This is a genomic window from Slackia equolifaciens (genome assembly GCF_003725995.1).
Classification (GTDB): domain Bacteria; phylum Actinomycetota; class Coriobacteriia; order Coriobacteriales; family Eggerthellaceae; genus Slackia; species Slackia equolifaciens.
The window spans coordinates 27,658-52,948 of the sequence record NZ_QIBX01000011.1 but is presented as its reverse complement, the minus strand read 5'-3'; the positions used below and the strand labels follow the sequence as shown (position 1 = coordinate 52,948).

General features: G+C 60.9%; 23 protein-coding genes and 1 tRNA gene. 23 read left to right on the top strand and 1 reads right to left on the bottom strand.

The annotated features are described in order from the left end of the window. The first annotated feature begins 32 nt into the window (after positions 1-32). From DMP06_RS07030 to DMP06_RS06985, 10 genes are all read left to right on the top strand, one after another. Positions 33-788, top strand: coding sequence for a MerR family transcriptional regulator (locus tag DMP06_RS07030; protein WP_123209060.1), 756 nt, complete (start codon positions 33-35; stop codon positions 786-788). Between the two features lie 396 nt (positions 789-1,184). After that, positions 1,185-1,448 (top strand): hypothetical protein, encoded by a 264-nt coding sequence (locus DMP06_RS07025; RefSeq protein WP_123209037.1) that lies wholly within the window; start codon positions 1,185-1,187, stop codon positions 1,446-1,448. 12 nt (positions 1,449-1,460) lie between these two features. Next, positions 1,461-3,038 (top strand): methionine--tRNA ligase, encoded by a 1,578-nt coding sequence (gene metG / locus DMP06_RS07020; protein WP_123209036.1) that lies wholly within the window; start codon positions 1,461-1,463, stop codon positions 3,036-3,038. Positions 3,039-3,596: 558 nt separating this feature from the next. Beyond that, a complete protein-coding gene (locus DMP06_RS07015; RefSeq protein WP_123209035.1) occupies positions 3,597-4,784 on the top strand; it encodes a TatD family hydrolase in 1,188 nt (395 codons plus the stop codon). Then, positions 4,781-5,545, top strand: coding sequence for a flavodoxin family protein (locus DMP06_RS07010; protein WP_245962419.1), 765 nt, complete (start codon positions 4,781-4,783; stop codon positions 5,543-5,545). Before DMP06_RS07015 ends, DMP06_RS07010 begins: the two co-directional genes overlap by 4 nt. A gap of 160 nt (positions 5,546-5,705) precedes the next feature. Next, positions 5,706-6,569 (top strand): 16S rRNA (adenine(1518)-N(6)/adenine(1519)-N(6))-dimethyltransferase RsmA, encoded by an 864-nt coding sequence (gene rsmA, locus DMP06_RS07005; protein WP_245962422.1) that lies wholly within the window; start codon positions 5,706-5,708, stop codon positions 6,567-6,569. 105 nt (positions 6,570-6,674) lie between these two features. Next, positions 6,675-7,622: a diguanylate cyclase domain-containing protein gene (locus tag DMP06_RS07000; RefSeq protein ID WP_148042507.1), complete on the top strand. Its 948-nt coding sequence runs from the start codon at positions 6,675-6,677 to the stop codon at positions 7,620-7,622. Positions 7,623-7,782: 160 nt separating this feature from the next. Continuing rightward, a complete protein-coding gene (locus tag DMP06_RS06995; RefSeq protein ID WP_123209032.1) occupies positions 7,783-8,139 on the top strand; it encodes a Veg family protein in 357 nt (118 codons plus the stop codon). 506 nt (positions 8,140-8,645) lie between these two features. Continuing rightward, positions 8,646-8,721 (top strand) — tRNA-Ala (locus DMP06_RS06990). 757 nt (positions 8,722-9,478) lie between these two features. Next, complete coding sequence (locus DMP06_RS06985) at positions 9,479-10,219, top strand: CPBP family intramembrane glutamic endopeptidase (protein WP_123209031.1); 741 nt, start codon at positions 9,479-9,481, stop codon at positions 10,217-10,219. Between the two features lie 619 nt (positions 10,220-10,838). Here the strand turns inward: DMP06_RS06985 and pdxR are convergent. Further along, complete coding sequence (gene pdxR / locus DMP06_RS06980; protein ID WP_161957858.1) at positions 10,839-12,296, bottom strand: MocR-like pyridoxine biosynthesis transcription factor PdxR; 1,458 nt, start codon at positions 12,294-12,296, stop codon at positions 10,839-10,841. A 341-nt stretch (positions 12,297-12,637) separates the two neighbouring features. Between pdxR and DMP06_RS06975 the strand changes: the two genes are divergently transcribed. The 13 genes from DMP06_RS06975 to DMP06_RS06915 all read left to right on the top strand — a co-directional run bounded on the left by DMP06_RS06975 (position 12,638) and on the right by DMP06_RS06915 (position 25,289). Next, positions 12,638-13,270 (top strand): 4Fe-4S dicluster domain-containing protein, encoded by a 633-nt coding sequence (locus tag DMP06_RS06975; protein ID WP_123209029.1) that lies wholly within the window; start codon positions 12,638-12,640, stop codon positions 13,268-13,270. Positions 13,271-13,539: 269 nt separating this feature from the next. Next, positions 13,540-16,083: a molybdopterin-dependent oxidoreductase gene (locus DMP06_RS06970; protein WP_123209028.1), complete on the top strand. Its 2,544-nt coding sequence runs from the start codon at positions 13,540-13,542 to the stop codon at positions 16,081-16,083. A 17-nt stretch (positions 16,084-16,100) separates the two neighbouring features. Continuing rightward, positions 16,101-16,517 carry a nitrate reductase cytochrome c-type subunit gene (locus DMP06_RS06965; protein ID WP_123209027.1) on the top strand — a complete coding sequence of 139 codons (417 nt, stop codon included), beginning with the start codon at positions 16,101-16,103 and terminating at the stop codon, positions 16,515-16,517. A 5-nt stretch (positions 16,518-16,522) separates the two neighbouring features. Continuing rightward, a complete protein-coding gene (locus DMP06_RS06960; RefSeq protein WP_123209026.1) occupies positions 16,523-16,792 on the top strand; it encodes a chaperone NapD in 270 nt (89 codons plus the stop codon). A gap of 1 nt (position 16,793) precedes the next feature. Then, positions 16,794-17,657, top strand: a complete 864-nt coding sequence (locus DMP06_RS06955) for a 4Fe-4S binding protein (protein WP_123209025.1) — start codon at positions 16,794-16,796, stop codon at positions 17,655-17,657. A gap of 310 nt (positions 17,658-17,967) precedes the next feature. Next, complete coding sequence (locus tag DMP06_RS06950) at positions 17,968-18,738, top strand: cytochrome c3 family protein (RefSeq protein WP_123209024.1); 771 nt, start codon at positions 17,968-17,970, stop codon at positions 18,736-18,738. 234 nt (positions 18,739-18,972) lie between these two features. Further along, on the top strand, positions 18,973-19,656 hold the full coding sequence (locus tag DMP06_RS06945) for a cytochrome c maturation protein CcmE domain-containing protein (protein ID WP_123209023.1): 684 nt from the start codon (positions 18,973-18,975) through the stop codon (positions 19,654-19,656). 91 nt (positions 19,657-19,747) lie between these two features. Next, positions 19,748-21,952, top strand: coding sequence for a heme lyase CcmF/NrfE family subunit (locus tag DMP06_RS06940; RefSeq protein ID WP_123209022.1), 2,205 nt, complete (start codon positions 19,748-19,750; stop codon positions 21,950-21,952). A gap of 99 nt (positions 21,953-22,051) precedes the next feature. Then, positions 22,052-22,765, top strand: a complete 714-nt coding sequence (locus DMP06_RS06935) for an ABC transporter ATP-binding protein (RefSeq protein WP_245962418.1) — start codon at positions 22,052-22,054, stop codon at positions 22,763-22,765. Continuing rightward, complete coding sequence (locus DMP06_RS06930; RefSeq protein ID WP_123209020.1) at positions 22,765-23,481, top strand: heme exporter protein CcmB; 717 nt, start codon at positions 22,765-22,767, stop codon at positions 23,479-23,481. The genes DMP06_RS06935 and DMP06_RS06930 overlap by 1 nt, the downstream gene beginning before the upstream one ends. Before the next feature lie 258 nt (positions 23,482-23,739). Continuing rightward, complete coding sequence (gene ccsA, locus DMP06_RS06925) at positions 23,740-24,504, top strand: cytochrome c biogenesis protein (RefSeq protein ID WP_123209019.1); 765 nt, start codon at positions 23,740-23,742, stop codon at positions 24,502-24,504. A 3-nt stretch (positions 24,505-24,507) separates the two neighbouring features. Beyond that, complete coding sequence (locus DMP06_RS06920) at positions 24,508-24,693, top strand: hypothetical protein (protein ID WP_123209018.1); 186 nt, start codon at positions 24,508-24,510, stop codon at positions 24,691-24,693. A 314-nt stretch (positions 24,694-25,007) separates the two neighbouring features. Beyond that, positions 25,008-25,289, top strand: coding sequence for a hypothetical protein (locus DMP06_RS06915; RefSeq protein WP_123209017.1), 282 nt, complete (start codon positions 25,008-25,010; stop codon positions 25,287-25,289). Positions 25,290-25,291 lie beyond the last annotated feature (2 nt).

Here is a 25,291-nt window from a genome sequence, read left to right as displayed (position 1 = left end):
AGGCGCGAGTCGCGTCTGGAAGGCCCGCCCGAATGTATACCGTAGGCCAGCTGGCCGCGATTTCGGGCGTGAGCACGCGGGCCCTTCGCTATTACGAAGAGCTGGGGCTTTTGACTCCGCAGCGCAAAGCGAACGGCTATCGCGTATACGGCCCGGCAGATGTGGATGCGCTGCAGCAGATTCTGCTGTTCCGCTCGTGCGGAGTTGAGCTGGAGGAAATTCGCCGCATGCTCGAGGCGCCTCGATTTGACGCGACGGGCGCCCTTCGCCATCATCTCAAAACTCTTTTTGCGCAGAAGGAAGAACTGGAAACGCTGATTGCGACGGTTGAGAAAACCATCGCATCGTTGGAAGGACGGTACGATATGACCGATAAAGAACGGTTCGAGGGCCTCAAGCGCAAGGCTGTCGAAGACAACGAGCGCGCATATGGGCGCGAGGCGCGTGAGCGCTATGGGGACGAAGCGATCGATGCGGCGAACAAGAAGCTGCTGGCAATGGATGAGGGGGAGTGGACCGACGTGCAGGCTTTGGGCGAAGCCATCGTAGAGCAGTTGAGGGCTGCGATGGCGACAGGCGATGCGCATGGCGCTGAAGCCCAGGAGCTTGCGCGCATGCACGCGGCGTGGATCAAGGCGCATTGGCCCGAGGACGCCTATTCCCGCGAGGCGCATCTGGCGCTCGCCGAAGGCTATCTCGCCGATGAGCGCTTCACGGCCTACTACGACGGCGCCGCCGGCAAGGGGGCCACGCAGTTCCTCCGCGACGCGCTGGCAGCGAATTTGTAGAAGCATTCCGTCGCAAGGTTGGCGTCCTAATTACCGGGCAAGACGATTTGCCCGCCCGTATGCCATACTTACTCCAAGCGAAATCCCATGTCGTGCTTTGGGTATAAAAACAGCGTTATGTGCTAACTTTTCGACCCCTCGGTATAAAAACTCTATTATCTGTGCGTTTGCTTGGGCCTGCAGATGCAAACGATTCGTGCCAAAAGCGATACCGTTTCTTCTGACCTGGGGCTTTATGAGGGTCGGCGGTGGCAACGTCTCATAATCACCGCGAGCGGGCACACAAATAAGCTCGTTTTTATACCGAGCCGTCCATTCCTTCGCATATAAGAAAGTTTTTATACCGGAGGTTGATGCCAGCGCGTCTCCGGGCGCGCTGTTTGGGATTCTTCCCGTATGCGCCCCGACACTCTTCCTCTGTTCTCGTATGTCGCCGCTGCGGCTGTTTCTTACTATGCTCCCGGCGCTCGTCTGCTCTTCTTTATGGCGGTAAGCTGCAATCCCCATCCGATGGCATCGCTCCTGCGCTACAATAGGCAGGCTTTGTATCTGACCGGCCGTCGCGCGGCATTCTGGGCCGCCGGCGCAAAGGCACGGACGGCATCATTCGCCGCCCGCAGCCGCAAGGGCGCGCGGGGCATCATCAGTCCCAAGCGCTAGAAAGAGGATCGTATGTCCAAACCCGCATATTCCATCACCACGCCCATCTACTACGTGAACGCGGCGCCGCACCTGGGCACCGCCTACACCACGATCGCGGCCGATACCGTGGCGCGCTACCAGCGCATGAATGGCTGCGATGTGGCTTTCGTCACCGGTCTCGATGAGCACGGCCAGAAGGTTGCCGAAACGGGCGAGAAGAACGGCATGACCCCGCAGGCGTGGTGCGACTCCATGGTGCCCGCGTTCAAGGAGACGTGGGACATGCTCGATATCACCTACACCGATTTCGTGCGCACCACCGAAGACCGCCAGACGCGTTCGGTGCAAAAGTTCTGGACCGACCTCTACGAGAAGGGCTACCTCTATAAGAGCGCTTACGAGGGCTGGTATTGCGTGCACGAGGAAACTTACTACAACGAGAGCGACCTCGAGAAGAACGAGGACGGCGAGTTTGTGTGCCCCGATTGCCATCGCCCCGTGCGCCGCGCATCCGGCGAGGAGAACTGGTTCTTCAAGCTGTCCGAGTTCCAGGAGCCGCTGCTGAAGTTCTATGAAGAGCATCCTGATTTCATTCGCCCCGAAACGCGCAAGAACGAGATCGTTACCTTTGTGAAGGGCGGTCTGCAGGACCTGTCCATCAGCCGTTCCACGTTCGACTGGGGCATCCCTCTGCCGTTCGACGAGGGGCACGTGTGCTACGTGTGGGCCGACGCGCTTTTGGCCTACCTCACCGGCATTGGCTACGCCGACCCCGAGCGCCCCGGCGAGTTCGAGCGCCGCTGGCCCATGCAGTACCACTTCGTGGGCAAAGACATCACGCGCTTCCATTGCGTGATTTGGCCCGCCATGCTCATGGCCGCCGGCCTGCCTGTGGCCGATTGCGTGTTTGGCCACGGCTTCCTTCTGGTGGGCGGCGAGAAGATGTCCAAATCCAAGGGCAACGGCATCAAGCCTGCCGATCTGGTGAAGGTTTACGGCGTGGACGCGTACCGCTACTACTTCATGAGCGACGTGCGCTTTGGGCATGACGGCAATATCTCCATCGAACGCATGACGCAGGTGTACAACGCCGATTTGGCCAACACCTGGGGCAATCTGTGCTCGCGCGTGTTCAACATGGTGGGCAAGTACTTCGACGGCAAGGTGCCCGAGGTTCCGGCCGAGCTGGCTGCCGAGCCCAACCCGCTGAAAGAGCTCGCCGATACCCTGTATGAACGCTACGACGCCTGTATGGCCGAGGTGAACTTCACCGATGCCGCTGCCGCGGTGCAAGAACTCGCCAGCCGCGTGAACCTCTATGTGGAGGAGAGCGCCCCGTGGAATCTGGCTAAGTCAGAGGAGACGCAGGGCCAGCTTGCCCAAGTCCTCTACAACGCGCTCGAGGCGTGCCGCATCCTGGCGCTGTTCTTCGCGCCGTTCATGCCCAACACGTCTGCCGAGGTGTTCCGTCGCCTGGGCCTGGGCGACGTGTGCGCCATCGACGACATCAAGGCTGCAAGCGCCTGGGGTCAGCTGCCTGCCGGCAACCCGGTGGAGAAGGGCGATCCGCTGTTCCCGCGCCTCGATGTGAAGGAAATCCAGCTGTAAAGTCCTGTGGGTCTTTTGCTCGACAAGGACCTCCCTCATGCGCGAGGAGCATAGGTGCTTAAGGGCGTGCTGGTCTGTATTCGGGCTCAACATTGCGCCGCTCAAATGAGCGGCGCTTTTCGGTTTTGGCCCTTGCCTTGGGTCTTCTGCTGTAGTTTCAAATGATTGTGCAAGTGTGACGCAGTAGGCTGCTAAGATAGCGCGTCACCAGCAAAGTCCGAACGCGGGCAGCGCTTCGTTCAGCTTGAAAGGAGCGTTACCTATGAACGTTGTGATTTCACTCGTTTTTGAAGTTCTCGGAGCCCTCGCCTCAGTGGCAACCGTCGTGGGATTTATCCTGGAGCGGTAGGAGAAGCATAAGCGTCAACGGATAGTGTCGGGAGAAAGCAGAGAGACCGGCGGGCACCGGTCTCTCTAATTCACTAACACCGCGCTGCCCGCCGTTGTAAGCGCCGCCGGGCTTTTCTGGTGCATTGCTAGTATACCATGCGTTACGTAAGGAGCCCCTTTCTGCATGAAAGGCTCACGGTGCAGAAAAGCGAAGATTGGTAAGAAGCCATGACCCATTTTGACGAATATTTCGCCGCGATCAACCTTGAAAGTCCTGCCGGCTATCTGGTGTTTCGCGATGCGTTGTTTCGCAAGCAGCGCAAGCATGGCAGGTGGCAGATCGTGGAGGCTCCATCGCCGGCCCTTGAGGGACGGGTGGCCGATACGCATGCTCACCTGGTGCTTTTGAGCGATCCCGCCCTGTCGCTCGCGCGCTGCGCCGTGCAGGGCGTCGATTTCGTGTGCACCGTGACCGATGCCGTGGAGGATGGGTGGGCCACCTATCGCGAGCTTGACGTGTGGCGCGGCGAAGCGCTGCGCATTCTCCCCGATGTGTTCGAGAGCACGCGTCGTGCGATGGCCGCCCATCGCGAGGAGGCTGCGGTATCGGGTGCGCCCCTGCCTGCGGACATGACCGTGGACGAATGGCGTGCCAACCGCTGCCCGTGCGCCGAGGTGCCCATTCCGCATGTGCGCATCGCGGCCGGCGTGCATCCGCATGTCGCCAGCAAATGGGATGCGCAGGTGGAGGAGCGTTTGCGCGCCATGCTCGCCGACCCGCGCACCGCGGCGCTCGGCGAGACGGGCCTCGATTACCACTACGATCTTTCGCCCCGTGACGTGCAGCGCGACGTATTCCGTCGCCAGGTTGCGCTGGCGCACGAGACGGGTTTGCCGCTGGTGCTCCATATGCGCGACGCGCACGACGACGGGTTCGCGATTCTTGAAGAGGAGGGCTGGCCCGCTGCCGGCGTGCTCCTGCATTGCTGCAGCGTGGGGCCCGATGAGCTGCATCGCTGGCTCGATCGGGGATGCTTCGTCGCGTTCGGCGGCGCGGTGACGTTCGCCCGAAGCGATGAGCTGCGCGCGTCTGCCGCTATCGTGCCCGAGGGGCGCCTGCTTACCGAGACCGACTCGCCGTACATGGCGCCGGTCCCGTTTCGCGGCGTCGAATGCGGGCCGGAGTTCACGCTTTACACGGCGCAGCGAATCGCTGAGGAGCGCGGCATTGCGCCGGGCGCACAGCGAGAAGCGTTGCTTGAGGGCATGCACGCGGCGGCGCTGGAGCTGCTCGACCGAGAGCCCACGTCATGGCAACGTGCGCACGAGGATTGGGCGGCCGAATGCCTGCGTGCCGATATCGTGCGCGCGGGCGATAGGCGCGCCGGCGGCGAGCATCCTGAGGAGGTAGCGTGAAAAACGTCCTGATCATCACGGGATCGCCCCGCAGGCGCGGGGTATGCGCCCGCTATGCCGAAGAGCTCGCCGAATCGCTTCGCGGTATGGACGTACGCGTCGGCCAATGGAATATGGCGGAATCGTCTGTTGCGGGGTGCAACGGCTGCGAGGCGTGCAGACGACGTTTCGCTGTTCTTGCGAACAGCGAACGAGCCGACGCTGCGGGCGAATCTGATGGCCAACTTGGCACTCACTCGGCGCCTGCGCACGAAGCACGCGGCGCTTCTCGTTCAGGCCAATTTGGCTCATCAGATTCGCCCTCGCTGACCTTTCAGCGACCTACGGGAAATGATCTCGTTGTTATCGACCGCCCCATCGGCGCTCGGGTTTCGGGCTACTGTATCATTCGCGACGATATGCAGAAGCTCTACACGATGCTCGACGCCGCCGAAGAGGTGCATGTGGTGTGCCCGGTGTATTTTGCGGGGCCTCCGGGCCAGTTCAAGTGCGTGCTCGACAGGCTGCAGCCTTACTGGGAGCTGCGGCGCGGCCCCCATGCGCTGCCCGGCGCTGCCGATGCCCCCAAGCGTCCCGTAACGCTGCACATCATCGGCGCGGGCGGCGATCCGTTCGGGTTCGCCCCGTTGGAGACCGTCATTCGTTCGTCGTTCGGCGCGGCGGGCTTCCGCGTGTCGGAAGTGATCGACCGCGTGGGCTGGGGGCAGCCGGAATCTGAGTCGGAAAAGCAAACGTTTCCCGCTCCGTCGGAGGGAGAGTAGCGTGAAAAGGGGCAATTCTACAGCTCGTACCCAAAAGAACGAAACCGTTGATGCGGCCAAGCTCGGTCTCGCCGAAGCCGCGGATGCGGTAAAGCCTGCTCATGCCGAAGGCGCCTCTGCGCCCTTTTCACCGTTTTCCACTCCCTCTGCGACGCGTGCGGTGCTCGAGCGGCACGGCCTTGCCACCAAGAAGTCGCTCGGCCAGAACTTCCTTGTAAACGACGAGGTTATCGGACGCATCTGCCATCTGTCCGAGGTGGGCGCGGATGATACGGTGCTTGAGGTGGGTCCCGGCATCGGTACGCTCACCGCCGCGCTTCTGCCGCGAGCGGCACACGTGCTTTCGGTCGAGCGCGACCCGGATCTTCCGGCCGTTCTGGATGAGACGCTTGGCGGCTTCGACAACTTCACGCTTGTGTCCAAAGACGCGCTCGACCTTTCGAATGACGATCTCCAGACGGCGTTTGGCCAGGCCGCGGCCGAGGGTGCGGCGCCCACCAAGTTCATCGCTAATCTTCCGTATGCAGTGGCGGCCACGCTGGTGCTCGACTATTTCCAACGCTTCGAGAGCATCCAAAGCGCCACGGTGATGGTGCAAAGCGAGGTGGCCGACCGCATGTCCGCCGAGCCCGGCGTGAAGGATTACGGGGCTTATACGGTCAAGCTGCGCCTGCTCGCCAAGCCGGCGGGGCGCTTCCAGGTGTCGCCGGGCAATTTCTTTCCGCCTCCGCATGTGACGTCTTCGGTCATCAGACTCGACCGTCGAAACGACCAGCCCATTTCGTCCGACGAGGCGCGCCTGGCATCCCTCGCGGCCGATGCCGCCTTCGCGTTGCGCCGCAAGACCATCGCCAACTCCATGAAAACCTATCTCTCAGGAAGGGCGAACATGAAGGAGGCCTCCGCGAACGTCCCTGCGATCCTCGAACGCGCCGGCATAGATGCGCGACGTCGCGGCGAGACGCTGACGCTCGAGGAATTCATCGAGCTCGGTCGCGTTCTGGGGGCGTATTTGGACGCTTAGCGAACGTCTGCGCGGCGACATTGCCCGCATTTGGGGCGGTCGGTATACTGAGAGAGCGTTATCTTGGCCGAATTCGTTCGGCCTTTTGTTTCAGGAGGTCGCATCGTGGACGCAACCGGTACATACCTCTGTTCGCTTGCCCGGCGCATCTGGCACGGCTACCTGCTGGAGGGTGCCTCTTGCACGGAGGCGCTGCTGCCTCTCTTCGATTCATCGTGCGTGGTCATCGGCACGGGGCGGCATGAATTCTATGAGAATCTGGCCGATTTCATGCATGCGCTCGAGCTCGATTTTTCCGAGTCGGCATCCATCGACTTCGAGATCGTTGACGAATGGTACGAGCATCGTTGCATAAACGAGGCGTCGTACCTGGTGTACGGCGGCGTTCACGTGCGCGAAAAGTCGGATGACAACGGGGCGCTCGTGGATATGGACACGCGGTTCTCTTTGGTATTCCGCCGCGATGCCGCCGATGGCGAATGGCGAATCATCCACGTTCATCAGTCGCTTCCGTATTTCGAGCAGAAGGCGGGGGAGTACTATCCGCGCACGCTCTCCGAGAAGGCGTGCGAGGCGATGGAGATGGCTCGCCGCATGCGCGAGCTTGCGCGCCACGACCAGATGACGGGCGCGTTGAACCACGCAGCGTTCTTCGACGGTGCGGAGGAGGCGATTGCGGCGCAGCCCGAAGGCTGGTGGTGCTTCGTGTCCGATGTGGACGACTTCAAGCGCATCAACGATGAGCGAGGGCACCTCGAGGGCGATAAAGCGCTCAAGGCGCTTGCCGCGGCGTTGTTGGGGCATGCCGCGCCCGACGACCTTGTGGGGCGCATAGGCGGCGACGAGTTCGCGGTGCTTGCGCGTTTGGGGTCCGCCTCTGACGCCGAGCGGTTTGCCTGCGCGGTGAAGGAGCGGTTTGCTGCGTGCGTCGCCGGTTCGGTGGGGCTTGTGCCTGATATATCGGTGGGCTTTGCGCGGGTCGAAGGGTCATTCCGCGATGCGCTCGCAAAGGCGGACGCGGCGATGTATGAGGCCAAGCGGGCCAAGCCGTAAGGGTTGTTTGGGGGCGGCTTTTGCGGCGGGCTCTGCGCCTCGCATCGAGCTTAACGTGTACAAAATGTGGTTTGACCTGCGCTAAGGTGTAGGGCTTGACAAATCGTGGTATCATTTGCGGCTACACTGCCGCGTACCAAAACGAAGGACTACTTACTGTATGGAACTTGAAAAGCAGGCCCGCATCGTTGATGACATTCGGTCGGAGCTCGCATCGCGCATCGACACTCGTCTCAAGATTCGTGCCAATATGGGCCGTTCTAAAATCGTTGAAGCCGAGGGAACTCTCAAGCAGGCGCATCCCTCTCTGTTCATTCTGGAAGTCGATCGCAAGCGTGGCCGCACCGCGCGCCAGTCGTACCAGTATGTAGACGTGCTCACCGGCATGGTGGAGCTGTTCGACGCCGCCACGGGGGAGCCTCTGTTCGGCAAGTTCATGGATGATCAGGCCGATGATGGCGTGCCCAGCCTGCTCGATGATGTGGACGATGTCGACGACGAGGATGACGATTTCTGATTCGGTCCCCCTCTCTTCTGCGCATCGTTTTCAGACACGCAACCAAAGGGTCCTTCGGGGCCCTTTTTGCTGCGCGTATACCCTAAGGTAACAGCTGCATGAATCTTCGAGGCTTCTTGCGTGGGCGCCGGGCTTATATGATGAGTTGGGGAGTTGGGTAGAGGCTGTACGCAGGGGCATAGTTTCTTTCCGGTCTTCAATGGTGACGGAAAACGGTCGTGCCGCCCGCAATCCCCAAAAGTGGCTGTGGAACGGCGCATGAGGTGTGTCCCTTCTCGCGACTTGCTGCGGAGCAGCGCGAAGGGCGCAAATCCCTTCTTTTTCTCGTAGATGGCTGCAGGGTATGCGAGGCAGCGCAAAGGATGAAGTTTCCTTGCATGTGACTGGGGCGACGCATGGAGTGCGCCGCCGATTCCATTCTCGCGTTTCGTGATGAAACGGTGGGATTGCAATTGGTGGTTGACAAGTGGATCCCAAAAGAGCACAATACTGTCTTGCCTATTTCTGGGGATGTAGCTCAGCTGGGAGAGCATCACGTTCGCAACGTGGGGGCCGAGGGTTCGAATCCCTTCATCTCCACCAGGAAAGTCTAGCGAGTCCGGTGAATTCCGGGCTCGCTTTTTTTGTTGTCCCCTTCCGCGTCCATTTTGAGGGCTATAGGACAAAATGTGTGTCCGGTTCGATTATTCGCCGCCTGCATTCGGCAGACATATGAAACTCGTTTTCCCTGCCGAGTTTGCTGTGTGGAGCGTGCATGAACGGGTGAGTCCTTGATTTTTGGACAACTTTTCAGGTCTGCCGGGATTTTTCGGCAAATCGGTGTCCAGATTGGGTCGCACGTGGCCGCTCGACCTTACCTGTATCGTTGTGTCCTGGCGTTTTCCCAGGAAAAACCTTCGTGCAACTTTTCGATTGATGCTCTGGCATCCGGCTACCCTGTCGATTTGTCCAAAAATCGCGGCGCATTCCGCAATGCGGGGTGCCGCAATGTCTGAGAGAGCGCTGCGAGGCGTTGATATTCGCGACGGGGCGAGAGGTCACGACGTGAATGATGCGGGATTGCAAGGAGCGTGACGTGAAATGGATAGGGCAAGAGGTCGCGACACGAAGAATGGGGGCACGGAAGGGTGTGGGGTCGTAAACCTCCAGCGTGAACAATGCGGGATTGCAAGGAGCGTGACGTGAAGCGTGTGAGGTTGCGGGTCTAGCGTGAAGGGCACGAATCCATCTTTTATCATGGTGACTTACGGTTGGGCATAGGGAGACTACAGCGCGGAAGGGGAGGTCGCGGCGCGAAGGGCGCGGGGCGCATGGAAAGATAGTCTCGAAGGGGAAGCGCATGAAGGTTGCGAAAATAGATTTCGACGAGGCTGCTGCTATCGTATTGAGCATGCTTTTGAGTCAGGGGATCATGTTGATTTGGGGCGTGGTCGTCGCGACGGTGTTCGCTGGCATCGTTTCGGGGGACTGGTTGGGTGCCGTGGTAGGCCTGGGTTGGGTTTCCCTGGTGGAGCAATCGGTTCGCGCGCTGCCGATAAGCATCGCGCTAGGTGGGGCGATTCTTCTCGCTGCAGTTCTTTTTGCTGTCGCCTTCATCCTCGAGAAGCGTGCGATTAAGAAGCGGGGAGTGGAGGAGATGATTCCTATCCGTCGCGGCATCGACGGCGAGGTCCCGCGCATGCCGTTTCTGGTGCTCGTGGCGCTCATGGGCATCGTCGGGTGCGTCGAGGAGTTCCTTTTCCGCTTCGCACTGGTGGGTGCAATCGTTGTTCTGCTACCCTCTGTCATGCCCTCTTTCGCTTCGGCGGCCATCGCGTCCGTGGTTTCGTCGGTGCTGTTCGTATTCGCCCACGCCCAATATGCCGATATGGGGCAGAAGATTAACACGTTTTTTCTCGGGCTCGCTTTTTGCGTGGCGTATCTTTCCTCGGGGAGTATCGTCCTCGTCGCTGTTGCGCATGCGCTGTACAACCTGGCAGTGATCATGTATAAGCGGCATCAGATGAACACCGACCCCGATTATTTCGGAGGCCCCGCCCCTACGCGCGTGCTCATGGATGAGGAGGGCGAGGGCGCGTAGATGGGCGCTCCGTCTTTGGGCTAAGGCCTCCGGGCGAATCGTTAGGGGCGTTCCTGTGGTTTTGCCAAGAGTCTTTGGGGGCGTTTCCTCAGGCGCCGCCGAGCGGTCGGGCCGGCAGCGGCAAGCGCTCGGCGGCCGGCAGCGTCACCGCTGCCGCATCGGCGTGCGCCCGGTAGAAAAACCGCGTTATCTGCGAACTTTCCGGGGGCCATTTCCGAAAACGGCGTTATATGTGGGAACGCGTCGGCCCATGAGGAGGGTTCATGGATGGGGGCGCGATTCTGACCTGGTGTTTTACGAATCGACCACGATTAGAGCCCGAGTTTCGGCGGATCCGGCGCCGTTTGCTCGCACAAATAACGCCGTTTTTATACCGCGCCCCCCGAAACATCGCAAATAACGACTTTTTTATACCGGCGGCACAGCGCCGGCAGCAATGACGCTGGCGGCGCTGTGTCGGCTGCCCTGATGTCTGCGGCATTGAGGGGGAGGGGGCTGCATCTGTGCGGCTCTGGGGAGATGCGGTATGCAGGTGCGTGCGGCATGCGTACCTGGAGCAAGCACCCTGGGGCGCATAGGTGCTCGAGGTGCCCGGCGGATGGTCGCGTGGAAGGGCGTCTTAGAACCATGCTCGCGCGAGGTGGCGAATGCCTTCATCTATGAGCTCGGTTTTGATGCTCGAGAAGCCTACGAGTACATAATCGCCCATCGAGTGTGGCGTGCCCATCCAATACTTCTCGGTTTTATATACGCGTACATCGTGCGCCTTGGCCGCCTCGACGAGCTCGTTCTGCCCGCGTTCGTCGCGGGTGCGCATGAGCAGGTGCAGGCCCGCATGCCCGCCCAGTACGTCTACGTGCTCTCCCAGCTCGCGCTCGATGGCCGCCATCAGCGTATTGCGCCTCTTGCGGTACTCGGTCACGGTTTTGCGCGCGTAGCGATCCCAGTGCCCCTCTTTCATAAACAAGCGCAGCGTTTCCTGCGAAAGCCAGGGAACGGGGCAGTAGTAGTTCGCGAACGTCTGCCGCCATCTCGCCAGCAGATCGGGAGGCAGTACCAGGTAGCTCATGCGCAGTGCGGGTGAAAGAACCTTGGAGAATGTTCCCATATAAATCACGCGATCGTTCTCGTCCAGCGACTGGAGACTGGGGATTGGGCGCGTTTCGTAGCGAAACTCGCGGCAATAATCATCCTCGATGATGTAGGCGCCCGTTCGCTTCGCCCATTCGAGCATCTTGATGCGTGACGAGAGGGGCATGGTCGCTCCGGTGGGAAATTGATTGGAAGGCGTGCAGAACGCCAGCTTCGCCCCGCTTGCCTCAAGCGCGTCGAAAAACGCCTGCGAGCCGCATGTTTTGCCCTCAAGGGGACGCACGGGAATGGGCGTGCAGCGAAACCCTCTGTTGCGAAGCACCGTGGATACGCCGTCATAGCCCGGTTCCTCCATTGCCACGGCGTCATGCGCGGGATCGAATAGCGTAAGCAGATTATCCAGCGCTACCTGCGTTCCGGGTTGAATCACCACCTGCTCGGCAGCGCAGTTCACTCCGCGCGACACGTGCACGCGTCTTGCAATCTGCTTGCGTAGGCTTGGCTCTCCAAGGCCGTTACCGTAGCAGGCGGTTTTGTTGTTGGCCGTGAACAGCGCCTCATCAGTGAGGGATCTCCATATCTGCGCGGGAAAGCTTCCGGCGGGGCGGTCGCCATAGGTGAAATCGTAGGTGAATGTCATGTGCCGGCTAAAGGGCTCATTGCCAAACCGGTCGCTCGACCGTACGCCTTCCTCGATACGCTGCCTTGCGCGCCGGGCGGCAGACCCCGGCGTGCCGAGCGAGTCGAAATCCAGGTCTTCCACGATGTAGCCTGATCCGGGACGGCTTGCTACATACCCTTCGGTTGCCAGCTGGAGATAGGCGCCTTCGACGGTATTGCGTGCCACGTGGAGGTCGTCGGCGAGCCGGCGGATAGCGGTGAGCTTTGTGCCCGCAGGAATAGTGCGTGCCGTGATGTCATCGCGAATGGAGCGATAGATCTGCTGATACAGCGGTTCGGGCGAGTCGAAATCCAAGGCAATCATGGTCCTGCTCCCTTCTGCGACGCTCGATGCCGCAAAAGCGCGACGCTCGGGTTGGCGCGCGCAATTACGCTTTCGATTCGGGCGGAGAGCTTTCCCGCGCGAGCGAAGGTGCCGAAGCAATCCTCGCGAGAAAAGCGTCCCCAAAAGCGTCCCCATAAATATAGCGGAAAGCATCCCTAAACACGATAAAGGCCGTGCAATAAGATGCCGTCACAAGGGGAGACGGGCGGGATGCACGGCGAACATAGACGCCCATGCACCTGTAAGATCTGAACAATCGCAGGTTCCCACCGCCTTCCCCGCATGTCAAGTGGGCGAATTCATACGCCAGGGGGTGTCGTATGGGTCTTTCGACTTTCGCGAAGGTGTGCGCAGGCGCCATCGTGGGCGCTGAGGCGTTGCTTGTCCTGACGCGCGATACCTCCGACGCCATTCGACCTCCCGGAGCCGCCGACGAGCGCGATTTTCTTGCGCGCTGCATCAAGTGCGGCCGCTGCATCGAGGCGTGCCCCTACAAGGCTCTTGTGGCCGATGCATCCGTTGTGGGTCCCGCTGTCGGAGCGCCTACGCTCGACGTGCGAAGCCAGGCGTGCCGCTTGTGCGAAGACCTTCCGTGCATCGCGGCGTGCCCTACCGAGGCGCTCCATCCCCTCCAGGGGCGCAGCGACGTGCGCATGGGTTTGGCGGTCATCAACCGAGAGCTGTGCATCGCCGTCAAGGCGATGCGGTGCGAGGTGTGCTACCGAGCCTGCCCGCTCATCGACGAGGCCATCACCATTGACTACCGCATGCGCGAAGGCGACGACATCCATTCGGTGTTCGAGCCCATCATCAACACCGAAAAATGCGTGGGCTGCGGGCTATGCGTGGAGCGCTGCCCCGTAGGCGATCCCGAACCGGCTATCAAGATCGTGCGAGACCGCGATGAAGCGATGTTGCTCATAGAAGAGGAACAGGCGAAAGTCGTTGTCTAGAACGGGTTGCCTCGATGCTTGGGGCAAGCCGATTTGGTGCTGGGCGAGGGGCTTTCGACGCCCCGGGGCGAGCTTGGCGCACGCGACGTATTTGGCGAGCATGCACGACCCGGCGCGGCGCAGGGGACGCAGAGGACGCAGGGGCCATGCCCAATGCACAACCCGCTGAGCGCTACCCACAGAGCACTACCCATAGAGCACTACCTAAAGATCAATACGGAACAGGTCGATACGAAAGACTTATCTGAGACGAAGGAGAAGGGGGAAGGATGGACGTTACAAGGCGCGATTTTGTAAAGGCTACCGCGATTGCCGCCGCTCTGGCAGCGGCAGGTGGTAGCCTGGCAACGCTTTCGGGCTGTGCGCAGGGCGGCCAGAGCGCTCAAACGACAACGGGCGAGAGCCAGATTCACACGGCGGTGTGCCGCTTCTGCGGCTGCGGCTGCGGCGTGCTCGTGGAGACACGCGACGGCAAGGTGGTTTCGGTCACGGGAGATCCCGACAACCAATCCAACCGCGGCCTCAACTGCATCAAGGGCTATTATCTGGGCAAGATTCTCTATGGGCCCGATCGTTTGACCAAGCCGCTCATTCGCGATGACGCCGGCACCAAGGGCACCGGCAGCGGCCTGCGCGAGGCGGAGTGGGAAGAGGCGCTCGACCTGGTGGCATCCAAGCTCAAGGAAACCTGGAAGGCCGATAAGAGCCGCCTTGCGTTCTGGGGCAGCGGCCAGCAGCCCATCACCGAGGGCTACCTTACGGCGAAATTCTGGAAGGCGGGCCTGCTTTCCAACAACATCGACCCCAATGCGCGCATGTGCATGGCGAGCGCCGTGGTGGGCTTCATGAACGTGTTCCAAACCGACGAGCCGGCTGGCTGCTACGAAGACCTGGACAACGCCGACGTATTCATCACCTGGGGCGCTAACATGGCGGAAGCGCACCCTATGCTCTACTCGCGCCTGACCGCCCATAAGCTTTCGGGCGATAACGTGCGCCACTACGATTTAACCGCGTGCAAGACGCGCACGAGCGCCTCGGCCGACAAGGTGCTGATATTCAAGCCGGGCACCGATCTGGCCATCGCAAACGCGATCGCCAACTACCTGATTCAAAACGACAAGTACGACCACCAGTTCGTGGCCGACCATCTGCAGTTCAAGACGGGGTCGGAAAACATCGGCAACGCCTATGAGGACGGCTACGACCAAAGCGAGCAGGGGTCTACGGTGGACGCCACCACGCCGTGTTCCTTCGAGGAGTATGCCGAGCGCCTCTCCGAGTACACGATGGAGTACGCAAGCGAGCTTTCCGGCGTGTCGGTGGAGGACCTCACCGAGCTCGCGGGGCTTTTCGCCGACCCCGACCTGCGCATCATGAGCCTGTGGACCATGGGGGTGAACCAGCACAACCGCGGCACCTGGATGAACCACAACATCCACAACCTGCATCTGATTTCAGGCAAATACGGTAAGCCTGGATCTACCGCGTTCAGTCTCACGGGGCAGCCCTCCGCCTGTGGCACCGCGCGCGAGGTGGGCACGTTCTCTCATCGTCTGCCTGCCGATTTGTTGGTTGCCAATGAGGACCATCGCCGCTTCACCGAAGCCATCTGGGACTTGCCGGAGGGCTATTTGGATGCCATTGCCAAGCCGGGCTTCCACACCATTAAGCTTTTCCGCGAGATGTCCAACGGCAATATCGACTTCCTGTGGAGCGCGCATAACAACTGGGCGCAATCGCTACCCAACCTCACGCGCTTCTTGGGGATGGACGGCGAGCATGAGGGTATCTACAACACGTTCATTGCGGTGAACGAGGTTTATCCAACTGTGACCACTGATTACGCCGATGTGGTGTTCCCGGTTGCCATGTGGGTGGAGCGCGAGGGGCAGTTCGGTAACGCCGAGCGTCGCACCTCGGTGTTCGAGAAGGCGGTGGATCCGCCGGGGGATGCCAAATGGGACGTATGGGTGCTCATGCAGGTGGCCCGTCGCGTGCTCGAGGGCGAAACCATCAACGGCGAGGATGCGTTTACGCATCTGTTCGGCTTCATTTGGGATGCCCAAGCCGACGGCTTCATCGGAGACGACCGCGAGATCAACCGCGCGATATGGGAAGAGTACCGCATCTTCTCCAATCCGCAACTCAAAGAGAGCGCCGCGGCTATCAACGAGGAGAAGAAGCTCAAGATGGAGGCCAAGCAGTTGGCGCCCTACGACGAGTATCTGACCCAGCACGGCCTGTGCTGGCCGGTGCGCGAGGTGGACGGCAAGTGGATGTCAACTAAATGGCGTTTCGCCAACGGGGACCAAGCCGAAGGCTTCGACGAGGTGGGTATCGCCCAGTACGGCACGCAGGGGCTTGCCGGTGATGTGAGCTGGTACAAGTCGACCGACCAGAAGCCCTCGGTGGTGTTCCGCCCCTATGAGCCGCCGGCGGAGGAGCCCGATGAGGAGTTCCCATTCTGGTTCTGCACGGGACGTCTGCTCGAGCACTGGCACACGGGCTCTATGACCCGCGAGGTGGAAGAGCTCAATCGCGCGTTGCCCGAAGCCCTTCTGTATATGAATGGCGAGGATGCCGCAGGCTTGGGCTTAGCCGACGGCGACATGGCGCGCGTGACTTCGCGCCATGGCACCTTTGACATCAAGGTATCCACCTCCGGTCGCGTCGATCCTCCCGCCGGCCTGGTGTTCGCGCCGTTCTTCGCGCGCGAGACGATGGTCAACCTGGCGGTGCATGACTACTACTGCCCGCTGTCTAAGGAGACCGACTACAAAAAGACCTGCGTCGCAATTACGAAGGCATAGGAGAGAGGAGTGCTGCAATGAAGATGACGATGAGGCCCAAGTTCGTCCTTGCCGCCGCCGCGGTGCTCGCTCTGTCGTGCGCGCTGTTCGCGGGATGCGGCACCCAGCAGGAGGAGCCTTCGGATGCGGTGGCTGGCACCGAGACCACGCCGCGCCTCATGCCCGCCTACCACGAGAAGTACGTCAACGACACCGCCTACGAGTGCTACGGCTGCCACGGCGCCACCGACCGCGGCAATCCCAACGCGCGCAACGCCGTTGCCATGCCCGACGGCCACTACGTGGACAACGATCCGTCCACGCAAAAGCTCGACCCCATTCGCTACGAGTGCCGCAGCTGCCATTCGGTCGACCCGAACAAGGAGATGCATGACGACTCGTACTACGAGGAAGCCGAGGAGGAAACCGGCCAGCACGGCTCGGGCGAGGAGTGACCCTTATGACCATTTCCAGCTTGATAGTGGAAACGCTGCCGCAGCACACCTCCGCCGTGGCGTGCGAGCTCGCGTCACGCGAGGGGGTCGAGGTGCACGGTGTCGATGAGACGGCGGGCAAAGTGGTGGTGACCATCGAGGCACCTGGTATCGACGCGAGCCATGCAACCGCGAGCGGATTCGTCGGCATCGAGGGGGTGCTCGGCATCGATTTGGTGTATGCCAATTTCGAGGATGAGAACCTAGGCGATGCCGGCGCGTTGGGAGGCGAGTGAGATGGGCGGGCGCCACGGCTGGACGGTCGCCCGCCGCATCGTCCAGGTTGCCATGCTGTGCCTGTTCGCCGTTCCGCTCATTGCTGCGGGATGGGGGATCGCCGGCCAGTATGCGGGCGGCGAGGAGCCGCAAACGACGCCTGCCGACCTTCCCGTGTGGGGCAGTCTCTCCTCGTCGCACCTGGCGGGCATCGATCTGCTCGACCCCTATGCGGCGCTACAGGTGGCCGCTGCGGCAAAGGATGTAGCCTTCACGGGGCTTCTATGGGCGGTTCCCCTGCTTGTGGTGTACGGAATCGTGCGCGGCAGGGCGTTCTGTGGCTGGGTGTGCCCTGTGAACCTGTTGCTCGAGGGTGTAGATTGGCTGCGCGTGAAGCTTGGGATCGCGGTTAAGGAGGCCCCGGTGCCGCGCCATGCCAAAATTGGCGTGGCGGCGGCGGTGCTCTTGCTCTCGGCACTTACGTCCATCCCGCTGTTTGAGGCGCTCAGCCCCGTGGGCGCGTTTACCCGTGCGCTTCTCTTCGGGTCGTTTTTGGGCGTGTGGACGCTTATCGCCATCGTGATAGCCGAGCTTTTCTGGGCGAGGCGCGTGTGGTGCCGCGCGCTTTGTCCACTCGGCGGCTTCTATCAAGCGGTGGGCGTCGTTGGGCTGCTGAGCGTCAAAATCGATCATGAGGCGTGCGTGGCGTGCGACAGGTGCAAGGCGCGATGCCTCTGCGCCCCGGAGATTCTCGAGCCCGCTCTTGCGGGGCGGGAGAATCGCGTGGCTGCGGGCGACTGCATGCTGTGCGGCAGGTGTGTGGAGGCGTGTCCGACGCATGCCCTCTCCATAAGCTGCGCGCTTCCAAAGAATCCTCGTTTGTAAGCGCGGGCTTTTGCCGGGCGCGATGCGCTTCGCGTTTCGCTCATGTGCTCTTTTGTGAGGAGAATTACGCGAAATCATTGCATGTGCACGTTTTCTACCTGCATGAATAGGAAATTCCCCCCAAATGGGTGAGAGATTTCTGGCAAAGGTATGGAGGATGTGTGTTAAAGTGCAGTGATGCATTTCGCATACGGCCTACCAAACCCGGTGCGCAGCTGCCGTCAGTGTCGTCGCGGCGCAGCGCTCCCCTCCAAGTCGCATGCGGAATACATGTGAAGGAAGAGGAACGAACTACGAAAGGGGGGTATCCATGGCTGACGAGATCAAGAACGAGGCCACCGAGGCGGTCGAAGAGACCACCGAGGCCACTGCCACGGATGCCAAGGCCAAGAAGGCCAAGGGCGGCAAGAAGAAGCTCCCGATCATCCTCGGTGTCGTTGTCGTTGTGATCGTTGCTGCTGGCGCCGGCTTCTGGGTCTGGCACGAGCAGCCTAGCTTCTGCAACGCCATCTGCCACACTCCCATGGACGCGTCCTACGAGACCTATGCCACCGGCAACCAGGACAAGTGGGGCAATGACATCACCGACGAGAACGCCAAGATGGCCATGATGGCCTACAACCACAAGGTCACCGACGGCACCACCTGCCTCGAGTGCCATGTGCCCAACATCGGCCAGCAGATCAACGAGGGCATCCACTGGGTGACCGGATCTTACGAGGTCGAGGGCGTCAACAAGAAGGGTCAGACCATCCCCACCGAGCGCGACCTGGCCACCCTGGCTGAGGGCGTCGGCTATGAGGATGAGGAGCAGTTCTGCCTCAACGACAGCTGCCACCATGTGACCGATGACGGCACCGAGCTCAAGAACCGCGACGACCTGATCGCCGCTACCGCCGATCTGGCCGAGGTGCGCAACCCGCACAAGACCCAGCACGGCGACGTGGCCTGCTCCCAGTGCCACAAGGCTCATGCTCAGTCTGTCAACTATTGCACCCAGTGCCACAGCGACGCCCCCGTTCCTGAGGGTTGGCTGACCATGTCTGAGGCCAAGCAGCTGCACACCGTCGACGCCGAATAGCGCGATGGTCGGGCGAACGGCCTGATTCGAGCAAAACGGCGGGGTTTGCGCCCCGCCATGACGACACCGCATCCACCTCCGTACCGCAATAAGCGTATTTCCGGGGCGAAGATGTGAAACCTGAAAAGCCCGCCTTTTGGAGCGGGCTTTTCTTTTTATAATTTACGCTGCTGCTTTTGCGGCCATTTTACGTATGGGGCATATGTGCCCAGATGAAATACCTTAGGAGCGAACATGAACACGAAGACCAAGCGCAGGCTCGTCGTGGTCACGGGCGTTATCATCGTGGTGCTTGCGGTGGCGCTTGCCGTGATCGGCTCAAGCGGCGCTGCCAAGACCATCTCTGTAAGCGACGCCCTGGGCGGGGCCAATGGCGGCCAACGCGTCCAGGTTTCAGGCAACGTGGTGGACAACTCGTTTACCACCCAGGACAACGTGCTGACCTTTTCCATCTACGATCCCGAAGGCGACCAGTCTCAGACTCTGAATGTGCGCTATGAAGGCGCCGCTTCTTCGACCTTCGGCAACGGCGTGACCGCCATCTGCACGGGCACGCTGCAGGATTCCGGGTCGGACGGCGTTGTGTTGGTGGCAAGCGAATTGGTCACGAAGTGCCCGTCAAAGTACGAATCGGCCACCGATGCTCTCGCGGTATCGCGCCTGCTTGAGTACGGCGACGATATCGTGGACACCACGGTGAAGGTGACCGGCACGGTGGCCGAAGGCACGCTCACCGCGGCGGGACAGGGCGATGCGCGCTTCGTGGTGTGCGATGCCGAGGACTCCTCCGTGCAGGTTCCTGTCGATTTCGACGGCGCGCTGCCCGAGACGATTACCGATGGCACCTCGGTCGTGATCACGGGCTCGATTTCGGCCGATGGCTCCTTTGTTGCCACCGACGTCGCGCAGGAAGGATAGGCGGACTGCTCTTGCCCCGCCGACCCCGGCTCATCCGGGGTGTGCCGTCTGCGGGCGGCGATAGAGTAAGTTAAGAAAGGATTCCCCCTCCATGTCTACATTCGGATTGATCGGGCTGGTCGTCGCCTTCGCGGGCGTGGCCGTGTCGATCGTGTGCCTGCTTGCGGGCCAGATTCTGCGCCGCACCGGGCGCGCTGATACTGCGGAGACCCTCTCATGGGGCGGCTGCGTGGCGTCGTTGCTCTCGTTTTTGGCGCTCACCGTATGCTGCGGCATTCTGGTGTACTGTTTCCTCACGGGCGACATGTCTATCGAGTACGTGCTGGAGAATCACAGCAGCGCAGAGGGCGTTTTGGGCACGCTGTACCGCTTCAGCGGCCTGTGGGCCGGTCGTGAGGGCTCGCTTCTGTTCTGGGCGTGGCTCATCTCCGTGTTCAACGCGGTGGTTGCCGTGCGCGCCATGCGCAAGAACGACGCGATGGACTACATGGCGCTCTTCGTGTCGCAGCTCGTGCTGGCGGCGTTCGTGGGCGTGCTGCTGTTCTCCGAGGACAACATGCCCTTCATCACCACGCCCGATTACTACTTCGGCTCCGACGGCCAGCTGACCGCCGAGGCCTCGGTCTTGGGCATGAACTCGCTGCTCGAGCACTGGGCGCAGGCCATCCATCCGCCTACGCTGTTCATCGGCTACGCGGGCCTCACCATCCCGTTCGCCTACGCCATCGCGGCGCTCATCGTCAACGATGCGAGCGCCAAATGGGTGCGTCGTTCCAGCCGTTTCGCGATGTTCTCGTGGCTGTTCCTGGGTATCGGCATCGGCCTGGGCTCGGTGTGGGCCTACGTGGTGCTCGGCTGGGGCGGCTATTGGGGATGGGACCCCGTTGAGAACGCCAGCCTGCTTTCGTGGATGGTGGCGCTCGCTTTGGTGCACAGCCTGACCGTGTACCGTCAGCGCGGCGCGTTCAAGCGTTGGAGCATCATGTGCGCCTGCCTCGCATTCACCTTCGCCGTGGTCGGCACCTTCATCACGCGCTCCGGCATCGTGCAGTCGGTGCACGCCTTCGCGGGCGACCCCGTGTCGCTGTACCTGTTCGGCACGTTGATCGTGGCTTCGGTGCTCATGGGCATCGTGGGTCTGGTCATTCGCTGGAAGTCTTTCGGGCAGGGCGATGCCATCGAATCGCTCGCGTCCAAAGATGCCGCGTACTATTTCAACAACGTGATCATGATCGTGTTCACGCTGCTGCTTCTGTACCTGACGGTTTCAAGCGCGCTGCCGAGCTTCTTGCCCTTCGGTGGCCAGAGCCTCTCCGCCGGCACCTACAACGCCGTGGCGCGTCCGCTGGGCATCGTGTACTGCTTCATCATCGCGGTGTGTCCGCTGCTCGCTTGGGGCAAAACTGGTCGCCGCGCGTTCTTTAAGCAGGCCAAGATCCCCGCGATCTTCGCGCTCGTGCTGTTCATCGTGCTCATGGTGTACTTCGTGACCACGCTGTATCCGGCGTATGAGGCCACGCTTGCGGCGGGCGATTCCAACGCGCAGGGCTTGGCAAACGAGGGTCCCGTGTGGTACTACAACGGCCTTGCCGTGGTGGGCTTTGCGGTTGCGTCGCTGCTGTTCTTCAACACGCTGTTCATGATCGGCCGCGCCGTACGTGCTCGCTCCAAGAACACGGGCAAGAACCCGGTAGCTTCGTTCTTCACGCTGCTGGTTAAGAATTCCTCGCGCTTCGGCGGCTACATTGCCCACCTTGCCATGGCCATCATTTTGGTAGGCCTGATCGGCTCTTCGATGTATGTCACTGAAACCGTGCAGTACGTCAACTTCGACGAAGAGGCGAATACCGCCGATTCGTTCACGGTAGACGACTACGAGCTGCGCTATACCGACAGCTCCGTCGAAGAGATCAACAACGGCGAGGATTACCTCTACACCGTGCAGTTCGACGTGTACGATGTGAACAGCGGGGCGTATCTGGGCCATGTGGCGCCTTCGGTGCAGCTCGACGCTATGACGCAGCAGACCAAGCTCAACGCGAGCGTGCTCGGCAGCCCGCTTGAGGACCTGTTCGTGGTGTATCGCGGCGTGAGCGAAGACGGCCAGCTTTCGATGGACGTGCGCGTGAATCCTCTCATCAGCTTCACGTGGGTGGGATTCGGCCTGCTCATGGTGGGCACGGCCATTGCGCTTCTCGGCCGCCGCAAGGATGCGGTTGACGCGTCCGCGAAAAGCGCGCCGGCCGACAACAAGCCTGCTGGCGAAGACGTGGAGCCTGCCGTCAGCAAGGAGTAGCATATCTGTGGGCGGCGGATGGGCGTTGCCCACATTCGGCGGGGCGCGAGTCGTTGGGCTTGCGCCTCGCTTTCGCATACGTAGGGGATGGTGACGCGATTGACCAACGCGCTTGAAATAAAAAAGCTCACCAAGGTGTTTGGCGACCGCAAGGCGCTTGACAGGGTGACGTTTGACTTGCCGGAGGGGGCTTTTCTCTCCATCTTCGGGCCCAACGGCGCAGGCAAAACCACGCTTTTGCGCATTCTCTCTACGCTCTCGCGCCCCACGCAGGGTTCGGTGCGCGTGATGGGAATCGACGCCAAAGAGGAGCCTGACCAGGTACGCGGCCACATCGGCCTCATCTCGCACAACTCCATGCTCTATCCCGATCTTACCGCCATGGAGAACCTCATGTTCGTGGCGCGGCTCTACGGCGTGGTCAACCCCGAGGAGCGCGTGCGCGAGCTGCTGCGTTCGGTGGAGCTCGACCATCGCCGATTCGACCTTGTGCGCACGTTTTCGCGCGGCATGACGCAGCGCCTGTCCATTGCGCGCGCCCTCATGAACGATCCCCAGGTGGTGTTTCTCGACGAGCCATATGCGGGCCTCGACCCCCATGCGGTCGAGATTTTCGACGAGCTCATAGGGGGGCTGCGCGAAGGCCGCACCTTTGTCATGGTGAGCCACGATTTGCAAAAGGGCTTCGACACCTGCACTCATGCGCTCGTGCTGGCGCGCGGTCGCGTGGTGACGTTCGCGCCTAAGGAGGAGCTCGATTTCGAGGAGTTTCGCAACCTTTACCGTCAGACCGTTGGAATGGGGGTGGCGTAATGGCCGTAGAGTGCAAAAAGCCCTCCACCTGGGCGCATTACGTCGCGCTCCTCAAAAAGGACCTTTCCCAAGAGCTGCACACCAAGGACATGATCACCTCGATGGGCCTCTATGCGCTGCTCGTTCTGGTGGTGTACGGCGCCGCTCTTGCCCAGGCGGGAACCGAGCTCGACATCCAGCAGATGGCGGGGGGTCTTCTGTGGGCGGTCATCCTGTTCACGAGCCTGCTGGGCCTCAACCGTTCGTTCTCGCATGAGAAGGAGCAGGGCTGTCTGGAGGGTATGCTGCTTGTGCCCATGGATCGCTCGGTCATCTTCTTGGCCAAGGCCACGGCTAATCTGCTGTTCCTTGTGGTGGTGGAAGTGGTGTGCGTGCCCCTGTTCTTCTTCTTTTTCCTGGGGCAGGTAGGCGCGGCTCCTTCGTGGCCGATGATGCTCATCCCGCTTGCGGTGGGCACGATCGGCATCGCGGGTGTGGGCACCATGCTCTCGACCATCACCATCAACACGCGTGGAAAAGACGTGATGCTGGCGGTGATGTTCATTCCGCTGCTGTTCCCGCTTCTGTGGTCGTGCGTGGCGGCAACCACGTGCGCGATGTGCGCGCCGGAGGGCTGGATGAACACATTCGCTACCTCTCTTGCCATGGCGGGGGCGTATGACGTGGTGATGATTCTTGTTTCATGGGTGCTGTACGACTTCGTGATTAGCGCATGAGGCAAGACGACGCCACACGAACGTCGGCTCCATTTTGGGCCCAGGCCTGGTCTTGCGCGAAGCGTGCTTCTTGCGTTTGCCGGAGCAGCCTGAGCTGGGCCGCGGGACAGTGCTGCATCAGGCACGCTCTCTGCGCCCGTCGGATTAATCCGGAGGGGGGCGGCAAGAGGCGTTTGCTCGCTGCTCCTATCGAATCTGCAAGTTTTAAGAGAGAAGTTATAATAGGCTTACATACGAGAAAGGAAAGGAACGCGCACTATGGCTGATAAACCGGTCAAAGAGCCCGTAGTTGGCGGCGTGCTGGACAAGGCGGCGCCTGCGGTGCTCATCGTGGGCGCGCTGCTCGCGGTGGCGGGCTTCGTGCTCAACTTCACCGTCGCCGGCTTGGTGAACGGCGCGGAGGTAAGCGAGCCCGCTGTCATCAATGGCGTGGTGGTGGGCAACAAGCTGTTGCTGTCCCAGAAAATCTTCTACTGGCATATGCCGGTGGCGTTGGTGAGCTTCGTGGCCATCGCCTTCGCCGCGTACTATGCCATCAGGTTCCTCATGACCAAGCGCTCGTGCTTCGATACGCGCGCCCGCATCGCCATGGAGATCGGCTTGGTGTTCATCCTGTGCACCATGGTCACCGGCGAGATGTGGACCCGCTATGAGTGGGGCGTGTGGTGGACGTGGGAACCGCGTTTGACCACCTACTTCATTCTGATGCTACTGGTGATCGCGTATTTCATTCTGCGCAATGCGCTGGCCGATCCCGAGCGCCGCGCCACCTATGCGAGCGTGTTCGGCATTTTGATCTTCATCGACGTGCCCATCTGCTTCATGGTCACGCGCCTGATTCCGTCCAGCGTGCACCCGGTGGTGTTCCGCACCGATTCGGGGCTTTCGCCCGATATGCTGCTGCCGCTCTTGATTTCTCTGTTCGGCTTTTTGTGCATCGCTTTTGCACTGTATCGCCTGCGTTTGCGCGCGCAGGTCATGGAAGACAAACTCGCCCGCATTCAGGACGCATTGGAGGACTAACCTATGGATCCCATTCTTGCTGAAATCTATTCGACGGTGCTCACCGCCGCCCCGTTCGTGATTGCCGCTTATGCGCTGCTGTTCTTGATCCTGCTCGTGTATGTCGCTTTCATCCTCACTAAGCTCAAAACCACCGAGAAGAAAATCGATGCGCTGGCCGAGCACGTAGAGGAACTGCAGGCCAAATAGAGGCTGAAGCCTTCTTGCGATGCGTCGACATGGTGCGCCCCGTTCGAGATGGTCGAGCGGGGCGCTCTGCGTTTGTACCGGTGGATGTGTGCGGCCGCGTTTGTATCCTGTGTCCGATCGACTTGACTTCGATTTGCGCAAAACCGCGTAGTTATTCCTGGCGAAACAGAGATGTGGTATAACGCACATATGAAACCACAACGCCCGCATGCGCATGCTTCGCGGGCACCTTGGGGTTTCGATACGTCAATGCATAGCTTCACCCGATGATGCTAAGCGCGGCGAAGCGTGCGAGGCAAAGAGAGGAGATGCGTATGAGTGGCGACAGCTCCGGCAGCTATAGCAGCCCCGACAGCTACGGAGGATATTACAGCAGCGATACGGGCTATACGAGCCCGGATTACAGCTACGGCGGGTATTACAACGAGAACACGGGGTATACGAGCCACGACTACAGCTACGGCGGCTACTACAACTCGAACACCGGCTACAGCAGCCCGGATAGTTACGGTGGCTACTATAACTCGAACACCGGTTACAGCAGCCCGGATAGCTACGGTGGCTACTATTCTTCTGGGTCATCGGGCGGTAAGTAGAC

Coding starts and splice junctions, on each gene's coding strand:
- DMP06_RS06970 (WP_123209028.1), top strand. CDS start 13,540: ATGGACGTTACAAGGCGCGATTTTGTAAAGGCTACCGCGATTGCCGCC.
- DMP06_RS06940 (WP_123209022.1), top strand. CDS start 19,748: ATGTCTACATTCGGATTGATCGGGCTGGTCGTCGCCTTCGCGGGCGTG.
- metG (WP_123209036.1), top strand. CDS start 1,461: ATGTCCAAACCCGCATATTCCATCACCACGCCCATCTACTACGTGAAC.
- DMP06_RS06965 (WP_123209027.1), top strand. CDS start 16,101: ATGAAGATGACGATGAGGCCCAAGTTCGTCCTTGCCGCCGCCGCGGTG.
- DMP06_RS07015 (WP_123209035.1), top strand. CDS start 3,597: ATGACCCATTTTGACGAATATTTCGCCGCGATCAACCTTGAAAGTCCT.
- DMP06_RS06975 (WP_123209029.1), top strand. CDS start 12,638: ATGGGTCTTTCGACTTTCGCGAAGGTGTGCGCAGGCGCCATCGTGGGC.
- DMP06_RS06995 (WP_123209032.1), top strand. CDS start 7,783: ATGGAACTTGAAAAGCAGGCCCGCATCGTTGATGACATTCGGTCGGAG.
- ccsA (WP_123209019.1), top strand. CDS start 23,740: ATGGCTGATAAACCGGTCAAAGAGCCCGTAGTTGGCGGCGTGCTGGAC.
- DMP06_RS06915 (WP_123209017.1), top strand. CDS start 25,008: ATGAGTGGCGACAGCTCCGGCAGCTATAGCAGCCCCGACAGCTACGGA.
- DMP06_RS06920 (WP_123209018.1), top strand. CDS start 24,508: ATGGATCCCATTCTTGCTGAAATCTATTCGACGGTGCTCACCGCCGCC.
- DMP06_RS06955 (WP_123209025.1), top strand. CDS start 16,794: ATGGGCGGGCGCCACGGCTGGACGGTCGCCCGCCGCATCGTCCAGGTT.
- DMP06_RS06960 (WP_123209026.1), top strand. CDS start 16,523: ATGACCATTTCCAGCTTGATAGTGGAAACGCTGCCGCAGCACACCTCC.
- DMP06_RS07030 (WP_123209060.1), top strand. CDS start 33: ATGTATACCGTAGGCCAGCTGGCCGCGATTTCGGGCGTGAGCACGCGG.
- DMP06_RS06950 (WP_123209024.1), top strand. CDS start 17,968: ATGGCTGACGAGATCAAGAACGAGGCCACCGAGGCGGTCGAAGAGACC.
- DMP06_RS06945 (WP_123209023.1), top strand. CDS start 18,973: ATGAACACGAAGACCAAGCGCAGGCTCGTCGTGGTCACGGGCGTTATC.
- DMP06_RS06930 (WP_123209020.1), top strand. CDS start 22,765: ATGGCCGTAGAGTGCAAAAAGCCCTCCACCTGGGCGCATTACGTCGCG.
- pdxR (WP_161957858.1), bottom strand. CDS start 12,296: ATGATTGCCTTGGATTTCGACTCGCCCGAACCGCTGTATCAGCAGATC.
- DMP06_RS06985 (WP_123209031.1), top strand. CDS start 9,479: ATGAAGGTTGCGAAAATAGATTTCGACGAGGCTGCTGCTATCGTATTG.
- DMP06_RS07025 (WP_123209037.1), top strand. CDS start 1,185: ATGCGCCCCGACACTCTTCCTCTGTTCTCGTATGTCGCCGCTGCGGCT.